This is a genomic window from Nostoc sp. (assembly GCF_036917355.1).
Lineage (GTDB): Bacteria > Cyanobacteriota > Cyanobacteriia > Cyanobacteriales > Nostocaceae > Nostoc.
The window spans coordinates 13,312-28,578 of the sequence record NZ_JBALDP010000038.1; the positions used below are offsets into that span (position 1 = coordinate 13,312).

Below are 15,267 nucleotides of genomic sequence, written 5' to 3' on the forward strand. Positions count from 1 at the left end.
ATAATACATACAAATGCACACGTGTGCAATATTTAAAAGCTAAGATAAAATAATGAATAAACGAAGAATTTCAATTGAAGATATTGCCCGTAGAGCAGGCGTTTCTCATTCTACAGTTTCACGTGCTTTGCGAGATAATGCTCTCATTAGCCCAAAAGTGCGAGAAGAAATTAAGCGACTGGCAGAGGAGATGAGTTATGTGCCCAATGCTATTGCTCAAAGCTTGCAAAACAAACGTACTAATACTATTGGTGTAGTAGTAACTTCAATTTCAGATCCCTTTTACGCTGAGGTGGTAGAGGGAATCGAGAAGATAGCCAAACCAGCGGGTTTGAGTGTTTTATTGAGTGCTTCACACCGAGATTTTGAGCAGGAAATGGCAGCTATTGATACTTTTCATCGCCGTAGGGTGGACGGTATCTTAATAGCTGACTCGCGAATTAGTAAACAACATACTAAACAACTTACACAAATTGCTGTACCAACAGTTTTAATTAATAGTCAGACTGAAGACCAATCGGAAATATTTCACTCAGTTGCAATAGACGATCGCTTAGGTGCTAAATTAGCCACAGAGCATCTAATTAGTTTAGGACATACTGCCATTGGTTATCTGGGTGTAGGCGATCGCAGCAGGTCAAACCAGCAGCGCCTAGAAGGATATCAAATGGCCCTTGCGGAAGCTGGGATTCCCCAAAATACTGATTGGGTTTCAATTAGTGATGAATATGATACCAGAACTAGTGATGTGAACACTGGACAAAATATGCTATCTAAACTATTGGCTGCGGAAGTTACAGGCATATTTTGTTATAACGATATGGTAGCAATTGGCGCTCTGTTAGCTTGTCAAGAATTAGGTATTTTAGTACCGCGAAATTTAAGTATCGTCGGATTTGATGGTATTGCTTTGGGTTGTTACGTTACGCCTGCACTGACCACAATTAGCCAGCCAATGTTGGAAATTGGTGGCTATGCCATGCAAATGTTACTCGATTTAATAGAAGAAAAAACTGTGGAAAACCGCGTTTTATCTCCTTTTCTATTAAAGCGTGGTAGCAGTGCAGCTTTATTAACAATTTAAAACTTAAAACAATTTATACAAAAATTATGTTAACTAAAAAACCGAGTTTATCTCCCGATCGCTGCTTCTCTCCAGAACCAGTTCAAAGACGATTAGCTCATCAATTCTTTGACAGTATATCTGCGTTACCTCTAGTTTGCCCCCACGGACACGTAGATCCAGCTTTGTTAGCTAATCCCGCAGCCCGTTTTGGTTCGCCGACGGAATTACTGATTATCCCTGACCACTACCTGTTGCGGATGCTCTATAGTCGGGGCGTATCTCTGCAAGCTTTGGGCATACCAAGCAATGATGGTTCGCCAGGAGAAACAGACCATCGTAAAATCTGGCAATTGTTCGCCGACCATTTTTATCTATTCCAGGGTACTCCGTCCGGGTTGTGGCTGAAAGAGGAACTAACTAACGTTTTTGGGATGGATGAACCTTTAAACTCTCGCAACGCCGGATATATCTATGATTGTCTAGAAGGTTTGTTAGCTTTACCGGAGTTTTCCCCTCGCGCTTTATTCAAACGCTTTAATATCGAAGTGCTTTGTACTACCGATGCCGCCAGTGATAACCTAGAGAATCAGCGATCGCTCCACGAAGAAGGTTTTACTCAAATTAGACCAACTTTTCGCCCAGATGCAGTAGTTAATCTGGATGCTCCTGGATGGCGCGAAAATCTTAGCAAGTTGGAAAGCACTATCGGTAGAGAAATTAACACTTACGCCAATTTTGTCCAAGCTCTAGAAGAACGTCGAGCTTTCTTTAAAAAAATGGGCGCGACAGCTACCGATCAAGGTGCCGCTACACCATATACCACACGCCTTTCTGACCAAGAAGCTGAAGCTATCTTTGCGAGAGCATTAGCCGGCAAGCTGAATCCAGGTGATGTCGAAAATTTTACCGGTCATCTCTTCATGGAAATGGCGCGGATGAGTGTGGAAGATGGATTGGTGATGCAAATGCATTGTGGTGTAATGCGTAACCATAACCCGGCTTTATTTGAGAAATTTGGAGCTGATAAAGGTGCTGATATTCCTATAAAAATAGAATGGACTCAAAATCTACGCCCATTGTTGTCAGCTTACGGTAGCGATCGCCGCTTCCATTTAATCATTTTTGGCATGGATGAAAGCACTTATAGCCGCGAGATGGCTCCGTTAGCTGGTCATTATCCCAGTGTATTGCTCGGGCCGCCTTGGTGGTTTCATGACAGCGTAAATGGTATGGAGCGTTATTTCAATCAGGTAATGGAAACTGCGGGAATTTATAATACTGCTGGATTTAATGATGATACGCGGGCTTTTGTTTCGATTCCGGCTCGTCATAATGTCTGGCGACGGGTAGCTTGTAATTGGTTGGCTGGATTGGTCGCGCGGGGATTGGTTGAGGAGGAGGAAGGGTATCAGATGGCTCGTGCTTTGGCTTATGACCTTGCTAAGGTTGCTTATAAGTTTGAGGGGAATTGAGAAACGCAAAGGGGCGCGGAGGGAAGCGCGGAGGTACGCAGAGAATTTTACTAAGTGGGGGAATCATTTTGATTTTAAGTAAACTTTTTAGTTTGAAGGAGCGGGTTGCGGTAGTTACTGGTGGTTCTGGTGTGCTTGGTGGGGCTATGGCAAGGGGTTTGGCTTTGGCTGGAGCGCGAGTTGTGGTTTTGGGTCGTAATGAAGTCAGGGCGGGGGCGGTGGTGGCTGAGATTACTGCTGGTGGTGGAGAAAGTATGGCTGTGGTGGCAGATGTTAGCGATCGCTCCCAATTAGAAATCGCTAGAGATGTTATTATACAGCGTTGGGGTGAGATAGATATCTTGGTAAATATGGCTGGCGGTAATATTCCGGCTGCCACAATTTCTCCTGATGCGACTATTTTTGATATGCCACATACAGCTTTTGAGGAAGTAGTTAGCCTCAACTTAGTTGGCACTCTACTGCCTTGTCAGGTTTTTGGTCAAGCAATGGTGGAAAGAAGTCAGCCTCACGGTTGCATTGTCAATATTTCTTCTATGTCTGCCATTCGAGTGATTAGCCGCGTGGTTGGCTACTCAGCTGCGAAAGCGGGGATAGATAACTTTACTCGTTGGCTAGCTGTAGAACTCGCCCAAAAGTATGGTGATGGAATGCGAGTAAATGCGATCGCACCAGGTTTTTTTATTGGCGAACAAAATCGAGATTTACTCTTAAATTCTGATGGCAGTTTGACCGTTCGCGGGCAAAAAATCATTGACCATACCCCCGCCGGACGTTTCGGAAAACCAGATGAATTACTCAGTACCTTGATCTGGTTATGTAGTGCTGGTTCTAGTTTTGTTAACGGGGTAGTTGTGCCGGTAGATGGTGGATTTAGTATTTACAGTGGAGTTTGAACTACCTGCGACAACGCCTAACGGACAACAAGTTTTACATCCGCAGTGCGTCTATGTAGGAATAAACTACTTGTTAACAGTATTAGTTAATATGAAACTTTGATGATTCAAATCCGCTACAGTCCATACGAAATTTATATCACTGGTACACCTGAAGAATTGCGAAGTGTTCGACACAAAATTTTAAACTTATTGCAAGGTGATGAGGTGCGAACTGACATCGTGGCTGATGCTAACTTTGCTCCAGTACCATACCATCATCGTCTTGATTGTTTATCAATATATCAGACTAGAGGTGCTGTTAAACTTTCAGTTTCAGCTAATTTTCTTAACGTAGAGGGAGAAGCATCAAAATTAGCAATTTTGGCAGAGTGTTTTAATTTCTTAGATAGCTCAAGGCGTGGTTCACACTCCCATATTGAGTATTATGAGGGTCATGAGTGGATAGCGTCTGATTCAATTCCTTGCGTAATAGGAGTGCTACAGCCACAACCTTAGTTAATTAGCAGCAGTAAAGATTTCGCAAAATACTTGCTAGGAAGCAGGTAAGGAAAAGTACTTGTATTTTTTATTTTTAAGCACCTTCCCTACTACTCAACCGAGAAACTTCTCGTAATAAGGAGAGTTTAATTTATGTATTCACTGGCTGTAACTAACGGAACACTTTCCGACGAGCAAGTTTCCGAGCTAGTTCATCAAGCTTTGGCAGATCGTCAGTTAGATGGACAGCGTATCTTAGTATTAATTCCAGATAGTACCCGCACTGCTCCTATCCCGCAAATGTTTCGATTGCTTCATCAGGAGTTGAGTCAAAGAGTAGCGGCTCTGGATTTTTTAATTGCTCTGGGTACACATAATCCTATGAGTGAAGAACAAATTAATCACTTGGTAGGAGTAACACCAGAGGAACGAGAGACAACTTTTAAAAAAATTCGCATCTTTAATCACCTTTGGAATGAGCCAGATACTTTTATTTCTTGTGGAGTAATTTCGGCAGACGAGATAGCAGAAATTAGCGGTGGTATGCTACATCAGAAAGTTGATGTGCGGATTAATAAGCTGGTAGCAGAATACGATTTGATCGTAATTTGTAGCCCAGTTTTCCCCCATGAAGTTGTCGGTTTTTCTGGTGGCAATAAATATTTTTTTCCTGGGATTGGTGGTCAAGAAGTAATTAATCTCTCCCACTGGTTAGGTGCTTTAATAACCTGTTATGAAATTATTGGTACGCTGGGAATAACACCAGTCCGGCGTTTGATTAACCGAGCCGCTAACCTGATTTCTACCCCAAAGCTTTGTTTGGCGATGGTGGTCGCACCGAAAACAAATCAGTTAGCTGGACTTTATATAGATCGACCAGAGTCAGCCTGGGAAGCTGCTGCAAAACTATCAGCTAAACTGCATATTAAATATGTAGATCGGCCTTTTAAAAAAGTGCTTTCAGTCATGCCCCAAATGTATGACGACATTTGGACAGCCGCTAAAGGAATGTACAAGCTAGAGCCAGTAGTGGCCGATGGAGGCGAAGTAATTATATATGCTCCTCACATTACCGAGTTTAGCTATACACACGGTGAAATTTTATCCGAAGTTGGCTATCATGTGCGGGATTACTTTCTCAAACAGTGGCATAAATTCCAAGAGTATCCTGCTGGAGTGCTAGCCCATAGTACTCACTTAAAAGGGATGGGTACTTTTGATCCCATAAAAGGAGAACAAGCACGAATTCGCGTTACTTTAGCGACTGGCATTTCTGCTGAACGCTGTGCTGCTCATAACTTAAACTATCGCGATCCGGCGACTATTCAACCCACTGAATGGGCTAACCGAGAGGATGAAGGTATATTGCTTGTGCCAAAGGCTGGCGAGATATTATACCGTCTAAGTGACAGTAATTTTTAGGTAACTAAATCGTAGTTTTCGAGACGCGATAAATCGCCGTCTCTACAAGTGTTTTGGTCTTATCTGAACTGTATTGAATCATAAACTGCGATATCTACGATGAGCTACGCCTACGCGATCGCAGTTTATGGTTTGAGACTTCGCGCTATTCTTGATCTGATGAAACGTCAGCGAATCAGTTTATTGCAGCGAACAAAAAAGCATGGGTGGTAAATTAATTGTATTTGAAGGGGTGGAAGGCTGTGGCAAAACCAGCCAAATGCAGCTTTGTTCTGAATGGTTGGAAAGTCTAGGTGTTTCTGTGGTGGTAACTCGCGAACCAGGGGGAACAGAGTTAGGTTTACATCTTCGCCGCTTGCTACTAGAAAAGTCAGAAGATAAACCAGTTGCAGAAGTGACAGAACTTTTGTTGTATGCTGCTGACCGATCGCAACACGTTGAACAAGAGCTTAAACCAAATCTTGCAGCTGGGAAATATATTTTATGCGATCGCTACACTGACTCTACCATTGCCTACCAAGGATATGGTCGCGGTCTGAATATGAGTTTAATCAATCAGCTGAATAATATTGCTACTGGTGGTTTAGAAAGTGACTTAACTATTTGGCTAGATGTCGATGTCGAGGTTGGACTGTCCCGCAAACTCTCAGATAAAGTAGGACTAGACCGCATTGAACAAGAGACAATCGCTTTTCATCGGCGCGTTCAGCAAGGATATGCAGAGTTAGCAGCATCCTATCCCTCAAGAATTGTTCGAGTAGATGGCAGCTTGAGTAAAGAAGCTGTACAACAGGTAATTCAAGGAATTTTACGCGTACACCTGCACTTGGCAAAGTAGGGCAAAATAAACCTCAAAGTTTTTAATGAGAGTTTGGGCAAACTAGATATGGAAAAAGGTCTAGTTACTACAAGGCAGTAGTAAGAAATAATGGATTGTAATCGTTTGGATTATATCAAAAGTGTCACTGACCAAGGTGATGAGACACAGTGGGCGTATCCTGAATATCCTATTGGAGCTTACTTTCGATTGAACTTTAAAAGACGTGAAAGTACAACAGTAGTAGAATCTCACGCGCGTGAACTACCAAAAGGATCCCTTCTCATCCTTTCTCAAATACCGCATGACTGCAAAGACAATACCACAGGAGAGCATAAAAAAATACCAGATGGGTGCAAAAAGAGATACCTGACGCACGTAGTTGAACTGGTTAATGAGGCAAGTGAGGATGAACCTCAATGGGGAGAAGAAGTGTGGGGGATTTTTCGATGGGTTAAGGTTCATTGGAGGATTTCTGACTTCAGTAATTACCGTAGTATTACTCTTGAGTCCGATGTAATGAAAGTCAGATGGAATCGTCGTAACACTTACGCTATATCGTTGGAAAGTAAAACACTGAAAGCTCACTGGAATGATGTCCATGAATTAAGAGAACACTTAAAAAAAGAATTGAATTTGTGTTGCACTAAAGTCCAATAACGCGACACTATTTCCTTTTTTTCTCATCCAGTGCTTTCTGAATAGCTTCTCTACAAAACTCAGGAGGGTCGTCTTGTGCTTTTACCTCTTCCTTCATTTTTTCGGTGACACGAAAATTAAGATTTTGTGTTAGCGGTTCTTCTCTATCAGACTTAAGTGGTTTTAAATTTTCTGGATTACCTTTAGGGTTAGGCATTGTTGAGAGATGTAAATATAGCTTGAACGATACGTGAACATATAGATAGAGTTTTAATCGGTGGTGTTCGCGTCTGTCAAAACAGTTCACCACCGATACCACTTTTACAAATGGGTAATTCTATTTTATGTTCACAAGGTCAGAACTCGAAATCAAAACCACTGCTGAGTTGAGAGACTTATGTAGGCGTTACGGATTAAAGCCTACTGGGAATGGAGGGTACAAGACTAGTTGGATTGTCACCTTGATGGCATTCCCACAGATAGCACTCTCTCAATTAAGGCAAGGAAGAGGGTTAAAATCACCAGGCTTTAGTGTTATTCAATTCCTCGAAGGGGTTGTAGATGAGATGAACTCCCCCACTGATGAACAAGCGGCACTAATTCGGATAACTTTAGAGCGCAAGGCTATGAGCTACCCTGACCGATACGACCAAGAGAGTTTACTGAACTTGCATAAAGCTAAGATGCACCTTGAGATGGCGATCGGACTGCTCAATCAGTAAATCAGTTTACAAGCCGAAAGTAGTTAGTCCCTAGTAGTTCGCTTTCGTGACTTGGCGGGGTAAAGGGTAAGGGGGAAGGTGGGGTCCCCTCTGGGGATAAGGGGCGGGGGGAAAGGTTTTAAATCCCTTACCCTTTCCCCTTTCCCCTTTCCCCAGCCCTCACAAGCGCATTTTTGGGTTGGCAGACTACTAGCAACCTAAAGCTGAGGACTTTTCTATATCCTATATACCCAAGGGGTTTGCTGTCGCTATTAACCCTTATGCTGAAAGGGAAAATAAAAACAACAGCTATGAAATTTGCACAAAATCTCATCCTCCGTCAAAGTTTACTGAAAGCCCTGACTCTAGCTTTCCTTGTATTGGCAGCTGTGATATCCCCCAATGTTTTAGCCAACGAGAGCGAAAAAACGACATTTAACGGCGCAACTACACTCCAAACTATACTCACCAGCAGTCATCGCTCAGAGCAGAATCGCCTCCGAGACAAGTACCGCCACCCAGCCCAAACTCTCGAATTCTTCGGTCTGCGCCCAAAGATGACGGTGGTTGAATTGTGGCCAGGAAGCGGCTGGTATACTGAGATATTAGCCCCATTTCTAGCACCCAAGGGACAACTCATAGTTACTAACTTTGCTCCAAGCACAAGTAAACCTGCTTTGGCCTTGCAAGAGAAACTAGCAGCTAATCCAGAAATTTTTGGTAAGGTCAAAGTAGCCCAAATCAATCCCCCAAATGAACTTACCCTAGCCCCAGAAAACTCTGTGGACATAGTTGTTACCTTCCGCAATATTCATAACTGGGTGAAAGCTGGCTATGCCGAGCAGGTTTACGCGGCGGCTTACAAAGCACTTAAGCCAGGAGGCATCTTAGGGGTGGAAGAACACCGCGCCCTTGGGGGGATTTCTTTACAAGAGAGTATCAAAACAGGCTATATGTCTGAAGATGGGGTAATTGCTGCTGTGGAAAATGCTGGCTTTAAATTGGTGAGCAAATCAGAGATTAATGCCAACCCAAAAGATACCAAGGACTATCCGGGCGGAGTTTGGACACTACCTCCAACTTTGAGCCAAGGTGAAAAAGACAGGGAACGCTTCCTCACCATTGGAGAGAGCGATCGCATGACCCTTAAGTTCATCAAACCCAAAGCCTTGTAAGAGGGAGATGATTGAATGGGAAGACAACTTGCCTGCTGATAATCGCACAAATGGCAGCTTTCAAGCGATCGCGTAGCCTATGGTAAAGAAAGAAAGCACAGCAGCGATCGCGTGTCCTGATTTTCGATATTCGTAATAAATTTTAGTATTATAAATAACTAATATTTAGAGCAAACAACTTGTGTTTGAGACAATGTGATGCTGGAATTTGGGAAAAGCCTTCTTGCTCATAAACAGTTTATTCCTCACGGTCATTGCTATCTTTGGAAACCAGAATTATTGGGTTTGCATATTGTATCCGATAGTTTAATTGCGCTTTCTTATTATTCCATTCCCATCACGTTACTTTATTTTGTCCGCAAGCGCCAAGATTTGCCCTTCAACCGGATATTTCTACTATTTGCAATATTTATTGTTACTTGTGGCACTACCCACCTAATGGAGATTTGGACGCTCTGGTATCCAACTTATTGGTTGAGTGGTTGCCTGAAAGCAATTACAGCTCTAGTTTCACTGTACACAGCTTCTGAACTTATACCTTTAGTACCAAAAGCACTTGCTCTCCCCAGTCATGCACAATTGGAAGCAGCCAATCGAGAACTGGAGAAGGAAATTAGTGTACGCAAACAGGCAGAACTCGCACTACAAGAGCGAGAAGCTATGTTGCGGCGAATTGGCGATAATCTGCCCAATGGGGCAATTTATAAGGTAATCCGGGAATTTGATGGCAGCGATCGCTTTGCTTATATCAGCGCGGGGATTGAAAAACTGATGGAAGTCAAGGCAGAAGATGCACTGAAGGATTCAAGTTTGCTCTATTGCCAGTTTATCCCAGAAGATGCACCACTCCTGTTGGCAGCAGTCGATGAATCTCGGCGGAATCTCTCGGTGTTTGATATACAACTGCGAATCCAAACGCCCAGCGCTCGGCTGAAATGGTTACATTTTCGTTCTACGCCACGCCAATTGCAAGATGGCCGGGTAGTTTGGGATGGGCTGGTGGTGGATGTCACCGATCTCAAATGTGCTGAAGAAACACTACGCAAGAGTGAAGCCTTATTAGAAGAATCTCAGCAAGTTGCTCGTCTCGGTAATTGGGAATTTGATATTGCCACTGGCAAAATTACTTGGTCAAAGCAACTGTTCGACCTGTTTAATCGAGATCCCGCGCTTCTTGAGCTGAGCTATCAAGAAAATCTGCAACTGTACTGCCCAGAAGATGCAGGAAAATTAGCCCAAGCAATTGAGCGGGCAATGACAACTGGCGAATCCTACAAACTCATTCTGCGCGCATCTCCAATTTACGGGTCTACTATTTATATTGAGGGAATTGGACATACAGAATTCAACGCGGATGGAAAAGTAATTCGCCTCTATGGGACTGCCCAAGATGTTACAGAACGGCAAGTCGCACTCAACGAACGCAAACAAGCCGAGGAAGAACTCCGACGCAGTGAAAAGCTGCTAGCTACTGCTCAAAAGGTTGCCCATCTGGGCAGTTGGGAATGGTACTTAGAGTCTCAAAAACAAATTTGGTCAGCCGAAACCTTCCGTATCTTTGGTTTAAATCCTGCTGAATCAGCACCGACACAGGCTGCATTTCTCCAGATGCTTCACCCAGGAGACCGATCGATGTTGCAGAGGCATCTACTAGGGGCGATCGCCAATGGCACCCCTTTCAATCTTGAATATCGCATTATCCGACCTGATGGCTCATTGCGCTACCTAGAGTCGAGAGCAGAGGTAGCTTATGATACTCAAGGTAAAAAGATTAGACTCTATGGAGCTATTCTAGACATTACAGAACGCAAGCAAGCAGAAATTGCTCTCAAACAAAGTGAGATTCGCTACCGTGCCATTGTCGAAGATCAGACTGAACTCATTGCCCGATATTTACCAGACGGTACACTTACGTTTGTCAACCAAGCTTATGCGCTTTATTTTGGACAATTGCCAGAGGAACTGATCGGCAGCCGCTATCAACCGGCTATCTTTGAGGAAGATCGGGAGCGAGTTGTTCAATTAATCGCTTCAATGAGTGCTGATAATCCTGTTCTCATCATTGAGAATCGCGTGGTTGTGGCAAATAAGGTGCGTTGGACTCAGTGGCATAACCGAATGCTGTTTGACGAACAAGGATGCTTTATCGAATTTCAATCAGTGGGACGCGATATCACAGCCCTGAAGCAAATTGAAGAAACACTTTTTCAGGAAAAAGAATTAGCTCAGGTGACGTTGCAATCGATTGGAGATGCAGTTATTACCACAGATGCCTTTAGCAAGATTCAATACCTCAATCCGATTGCAGAATCTCTGATTGGATGTAGTGAAGCATCTGCACAAGGGTTGCCGTTACTAGAAATCTTTAAAATTGTGCATGAAATAACACGCGAGCCAGTTCAGAATCCAATTGACCTAGCGTTACAAGAAAATCGAATTGTGGGTTTAGCAAACCATACCGTCTTAATTGCTCGAAATGGTCAAGAGATTGCGATTGAAGATTCAGCCGCGCCCATTCGCAATCGTGAGGGACAAGTTATTGGCGCGGTTATGGTGTTTCATGACGTGACTCAGAACCGCAAGCTGGCGCATCAGCTATCCTGGCAAGCAACCCATGATGCCTTAACCGGATTGGTGAATCGCCAGGAATTTGAGCGGCGCGTTGAACAATCATTACACCTTGCCAAGTTAGACTACCAAGTTCATGCGTTGTGCTATTTGGATCTCGATCGCTTCAAAATTGTCAATGATACCTGTGGTCATCTAGCTGGAGACGAATTACTGCGTCAAATTACTGCCCTATTGCAGGAGAAGATTCGGAAAACTGACACACTGGCACGGTTAGGGGGTGATGAATTCGGGGTATTGCTCAATCAATGTACGCTAGAACAAGCTTTACGAGTTGCTAATGAATTGCTTTTGTGTGTTCAAGAGTTCCGATTTGTTTGCCAAGAGCAAGGGTTCTCAATTGGAGCAAGTATCGGCTTAGTTGGGATCGACAGCAATAGCGAGAACCTTGCAGAGATTATCAGTACGGCTGACGCAGCTTGCTATAGCGCAAAAAATCGGGGGCGTAATCGCGTGTACGTTGCTCAGACTGACGACCAGGAGCGACTGCAACAGCGTGAGCAGATGCAGTGGGTCAGCCGCATTTCTCAAGCGTTAGAAAGCGATCGGTTTTGTCTGTATGCTCAAAAGATTGCTGCGATCGCTCCGGCAGATCGAAACAACAACCATTATGAAATCTTGCTGCGGCTCCGGGATGAGCAGGGAAATTTAGTTCTGCCGATGGCGTTTATTCCAGCAGCAGAACGCTACAACTTGATGCACCTGATCGATCGCTGGGTGATTCGGACTCTGTTCAAGAATTGGCCAAAGTTTGTTGGCGATAAACAAAGTATCTATGCAATTAACCTCTCTGGCTCTAGCATCAACGACGATCAATTCATTAACTTTTTGTATGAGCAGTTTTCTCTATACCCGATCTCACCCCAGCGCATCTGTTTTGAGATTACCGAAACTGTAGCGATCGCTAACCTCGTAAAAGCCAAGCAGTTCATTGAGTCACTTCAAGAGATGGGCTGTCGCTTCGCGTTGGACGATTTTGGGGTGGGGATGTCGTCCTTTGCTTATCTCAAGTCTCTCCCTGTGGATTACCTGAAAATTGACGGCAGTTTTATTCGGAACATTATTGAAAATTCTGTGGATGATGCAATTGTGACAGCAATCACGCACATTAGCAGTGTAATGGGTATTCAGACGATTGCTGAGTTTGTGGAGAATGATGCGATTTTAGAGCGAATTACGGCATTAGGTATTGATTACGCACAGGGATATGGCATTGGCATACCTTGCCCATTAGGTTAGGCAGGGGAGCAGGGGGAAAGGGGAAAGGGTAAGGGGGAAAAAGAGTTTTCCAATTTTTGCACAGATGTGGTAGGTGTAAGTAATTAGCCGGATATGATACAGGGGAGCAGGGGGAAAGGGGAAAGGGTAAGGGGGAAAAAGAGTTTTCCAATTTTTGCACAGATGTGGTAAGTGTAAGTAATTAGCCGGATATGATACAAGTGCAAGATGTGATTTAAAGTCATCTGTGGCGCGATCGCCTCGTTCCGAGTCTCCGACTGGGAATGCCGTCCTAGAGGCTCCGCCTCCCTTGCAGGCGGCAGAGCCGCCATGAGTAGCATTTCCAGCCAGAGGCTAGAAACGAGATTTTAAAGGAGTTTTCGCTAGCGATCGCAACTTTCTTCTTCGTCACTCTGAATGTACAAGTAGTTCTTGTCAAAATAGCAACATTTCTCCCAAACATTGCAATATTCCTCATTAACATTGCAATGTTTCTCACAAACATTGCAATATTCCTCATCAATATTGCAATATTTCTCCCAAACATTGCAATATTCCTCATCAACATTACAATATTCCTTATCAATACTGCAATATTCCTCATCAACATTAAAATATTTCGGTATAATCTATTTCCCACTCGGACATACTGACTGCACCTTTTGGGGAAGTTGCCGACACATCTGCTGGAATCCTTGAGGATTAATTTGCCACCAAGCAAATAATCCCAGACTTGTACCCCCTACAAGCAACGCCAACACTCCCCCCAGCATTACCAAACGTTTATCCCACTTCGGTTTTGTAATTAAAGTTGGTGGAATTTCTGGGTTGAGAGGTGGTTCCTCTGAAAGATCCAAATCTAAATCCAAATTTAGATCCAAATCTAGCAAAGCTTGCGAACTTTCTGTAAAAGAAGTTGGTTCTTCTAATTCCTCTAATTCTTCTAGTTCCTCTAGTTCTTCTTCCTGTATTTCTGCTTCTATAATCTCTTCTGGCAACGCCGGAGTCACAGGTACTAAGTATTCTGGAGAGACACGGCAATAGGTCATCACAACCGATGTATTATCACGCCCATTTTTTTCGTTTGCCAAGTTAATCCAATTGTGGACAGCATCTTCAACTGTCATTTGCCCTGCTAACACGGGTATTGCATAATCCTGCCAAGATTGTTCCACCCAGTTATTATCACTTAACCCATCAGAACACAGTAGCAAAATGCCATCTTCTTCCAGAATAAATCGCTGAATTTTGAGACGCAAAGATTCTGAATTTCTTGTCCCCAATGCTTGAGTTAAGGCACTCGCATCTGGTCTAAAAAGTGCCTTTCGATACAAACTTTTAGCCAAGCGTACTTCTCGCGTTGCCACATCATCATCTACTGTTAGTAGCTGGCAATAATTGCGAGTAATCCAATAGGCACGGCTATCGCCAACATTAGCCAAGTAAAGCTCATGGGTATTATTTGATTGCCACCCAGTACTTGTCTGGATTCGTTGTGGAACTTGCAACGCCATGACAATAGTTGTAGCCATGCGTTCTTTGCCCTGGCGTTTTTGTTCGTTATTGCGGGCACAAATTACATTATTTACCACCCGTAAGCTTGCTTCTAATTGTTCCTGCAACAATTCAGGTGGAAAAAGTGCAGTTTGTTCAGTCACCTCAGTTAGTAAAGCGCGAATTTGCAACTTTACAGACTGCACTGCCAACTGACTCGCAACCTCACCGCCTTCATGTCCGCCAATGCCATCGCAAACAATCGACAAGTGGCGCAATAAAGGTTCATCTAAATCAGTCAAACTATTGGGATAGCAAGCATCTTCATTTTGCACCATTATTGGGCCAATATCTGTAGAACCTGCCACCTTTAAAACTAATGGCAATTCTGCCGCAGCCGCTAGTAGTAAATTATTGAGTTGAATATTAATCGCCTCTAACTCAATCTCAGTTTCACACATCTCCTGCACAATGTTCTGTAACGCCTTAGCTACTGATGCCTTTGCAGAAGCTACCCAAAACTGCCAACACTCCCCCAGATTTTGTAAACTCAACTTTTCATCATTTGGTGTTTGGTAAAGTTCCAAGAGTCGCACACACCAACCTTCGACTCTCAAGTTCTCTGTTACTAGTAAACTGCGGCTAAGTCCCAATTCTGCTAGAGGTGTCCAAAGTTGGAGAATTTGCCACAACCAATAAACTTGTCGTACTGCCGTGGCTTCCTCCCAAGCCTCAACAATAGTTGGATAGATATTTCCTGTCTTATCTATCGGCGCATTTTCCAATAACAGGATATCAGTTGTATCTTGCTCAAGATTATTAACAAACCCATAAGCCTGGGGCAGATGTAACCGCTCTTGATATAACCGTAAATAAGGAATTACTTCCGTTGGCAATTCTTCAGGTACATCTGGCGGCAGTCCTGGTTGAGTATCCAGCCAAATCTGTTGTTTAATTACTTCATACCTATCTGCTACCTTTGTGCCTGGTGGGATGTAAGCAGACAATGAGCCAGTCGCCCAAAGATAGCGGTGAACTAAAGGAGTTTGGCAACTGGCACAGACGTTATCTCCCATAGGATTAATGGGGCTATTACAGCGTGGATTTATACAAAAAATTATCAGTTGAGTAGAAATCATAAATATAGGAGTCAGGAGTCAGAATTCAGGAGTCAGAATTCAGGAGTCAGAATTCAGGAGTCAGAATTCAGGAGTCAGAATTCAGGAGTCAGAATTCAGGAGTCAGAATTCAGGAGTCAG

12 protein-coding genes are annotated in these 15,267 nt (G+C 43.5%); 10 read left to right on the top strand and 2 right to left on the bottom strand.

All coding sequences use genetic code 11. The annotated features are described in order from the left end of the window. Window positions 1–52: 52 nt before the first annotated feature. The 7 genes from V7K53_RS11325 (at window position 53) to V7K53_RS11355 (ending at window position 6,813) form a co-directional block, all read left to right on the top strand. Window positions 53–1,084: a LacI family DNA-binding transcriptional regulator gene (locus tag V7K53_RS11325; RefSeq protein ID WP_335197608.1), complete on the top strand. Its 1,032-nt coding sequence runs from the start codon at window positions 53–55 to the stop codon at window positions 1,082–1,084. Between the two features lie 26 nt (window positions 1,085–1,110). After that, window positions 1,111–2,538 carry a glucuronate isomerase gene (gene uxaC / locus V7K53_RS11330; RefSeq protein ID WP_335197609.1) on the top strand — a complete coding sequence of 476 codons (1,428 nt, stop codon included), beginning with the start codon at window positions 1,111–1,113 and terminating at the stop codon, window positions 2,536–2,538. 68 nt (window positions 2,539–2,606) lie between these two features. Then, window positions 2,607–3,434, top strand: a complete 828-nt coding sequence (locus V7K53_RS11335) for an SDR family oxidoreductase (RefSeq protein WP_335197610.1) — start codon at window positions 2,607–2,609, stop codon at window positions 3,432–3,434. Between the two features lie 99 nt (window positions 3,435–3,533). Continuing rightward, window positions 3,534–3,932 (top strand): Imm32 family immunity protein, encoded by a 399-nt coding sequence (locus V7K53_RS11340; protein ID WP_335197611.1) that lies wholly within the window; start codon window positions 3,534–3,536, stop codon window positions 3,930–3,932. A 135-nt stretch (window positions 3,933–4,067) separates the two neighbouring features. Next, window positions 4,068–5,336 carry a lactate racemase domain-containing protein gene (locus V7K53_RS11345; protein ID WP_335197612.1) on the top strand — a complete coding sequence of 423 codons (1,269 nt, stop codon included), beginning with the start codon at window positions 4,068–4,070 and terminating at the stop codon, window positions 5,334–5,336. A gap of 202 nt (window positions 5,337–5,538) precedes the next feature. After that, window positions 5,539–6,174 (top strand): dTMP kinase, encoded by a 636-nt coding sequence (gene tmk, locus V7K53_RS11350; RefSeq protein WP_335197613.1) that lies wholly within the window; start codon window positions 5,539–5,541, stop codon window positions 6,172–6,174. A gap of 90 nt (window positions 6,175–6,264) precedes the next feature. Next, a complete protein-coding gene (locus tag V7K53_RS11355; RefSeq protein WP_335197615.1) occupies window positions 6,265–6,813 on the top strand; it encodes a hypothetical protein in 549 nt (182 codons plus the stop codon). A 7-nt stretch (window positions 6,814–6,820) separates the two neighbouring features. Here V7K53_RS11355 and V7K53_RS11360 read toward each other — a convergent pair whose 3' ends face one another. Further along, the gene (locus V7K53_RS11360) at window positions 6,821–7,009 is read right to left on the bottom strand and encodes a hypothetical protein (protein WP_335007356.1); all 189 of its coding nucleotides are present in this window, start codon (window positions 7,007–7,009) and stop codon (window positions 6,821–6,823) included. A 127-nt stretch (window positions 7,010–7,136) separates the two neighbouring features. Here V7K53_RS11360 and V7K53_RS11365 point away from each other — a divergent pair, with 127 nt between their 5' ends. From V7K53_RS11365 to V7K53_RS11375, 3 genes are all read left to right on the top strand, one after another. Beyond that, window positions 7,137–7,514 carry a hypothetical protein gene (locus V7K53_RS11365; protein ID WP_322676131.1) on the top strand — a complete coding sequence of 126 codons (378 nt, stop codon included), beginning with the start codon at window positions 7,137–7,139 and terminating at the stop codon, window positions 7,512–7,514. A 290-nt stretch (window positions 7,515–7,804) separates the two neighbouring features. Beyond that, window positions 7,805–8,668: a class I SAM-dependent methyltransferase gene (locus V7K53_RS11370; RefSeq protein WP_335197616.1), complete on the top strand. Its 864-nt coding sequence runs from the start codon at window positions 7,805–7,807 to the stop codon at window positions 8,666–8,668. A gap of 198 nt (window positions 8,669–8,866) precedes the next feature. Continuing rightward, window positions 8,867–12,535: an EAL domain-containing protein gene (locus V7K53_RS11375; protein ID WP_335197617.1), complete on the top strand. Its 3,669-nt coding sequence runs from the start codon at window positions 8,867–8,869 to the stop codon at window positions 12,533–12,535. A gap of 608 nt (window positions 12,536–13,143) precedes the next feature. Here V7K53_RS11375 and V7K53_RS11380 read toward each other — a convergent pair. Beyond that, window positions 13,144–15,147: a protein phosphatase 2C domain-containing protein gene (locus V7K53_RS11380; protein ID WP_335197618.1), complete on the bottom strand. Its 2,004-nt coding sequence runs from the start codon at window positions 15,145–15,147 to the stop codon at window positions 13,144–13,146. Window positions 15,148–15,267: the final 120 nt, after the last annotated feature.

Excerpts from the sequence above, each read along its gene's own strand:
- V7K53_RS11325 (WP_335197608.1), top strand. The coding sequence starts at position 53 with ATGAATAAACGAAGAATTTCAATTGAAGATATTGCCCGTAGAGCAGGC.
- uxaC (WP_335197609.1), top strand. The coding sequence starts at position 1,111 with ATGTTAACTAAAAAACCGAGTTTATCTCCCGATCGCTGCTTCTCTCCA.
- V7K53_RS11345 (WP_335197612.1), top strand. The coding sequence starts at position 4,068 with ATGTATTCACTGGCTGTAACTAACGGAACACTTTCCGACGAGCAAGTT.
- tmk (WP_335197613.1), top strand. The coding sequence starts at position 5,539 with ATGGGTGGTAAATTAATTGTATTTGAAGGGGTGGAAGGCTGTGGCAAA.
- V7K53_RS11355 (WP_335197615.1), top strand. The coding sequence starts at position 6,265 with ATGGATTGTAATCGTTTGGATTATATCAAAAGTGTCACTGACCAAGGT.
- V7K53_RS11360 (WP_335007356.1), bottom strand. The coding sequence starts at position 7,009 with ATGCCTAACCCTAAAGGTAATCCAGAAAATTTAAAACCACTTAAGTCT.
- V7K53_RS11365 (WP_322676131.1), top strand. The coding sequence starts at position 7,137 with ATGTTCACAAGGTCAGAACTCGAAATCAAAACCACTGCTGAGTTGAGA.
- V7K53_RS11370 (WP_335197616.1), top strand. The coding sequence starts at position 7,805 with ATGAAATTTGCACAAAATCTCATCCTCCGTCAAAGTTTACTGAAAGCC.
- V7K53_RS11375 (WP_335197617.1), top strand. The coding sequence starts at position 8,867 with ATGCTGGAATTTGGGAAAAGCCTTCTTGCTCATAAACAGTTTATTCCT.
- V7K53_RS11380 (WP_335197618.1), bottom strand. The coding sequence starts at position 15,147 with ATGATTTCTACTCAACTGATAATTTTTTGTATAAATCCACGCTGTAAT.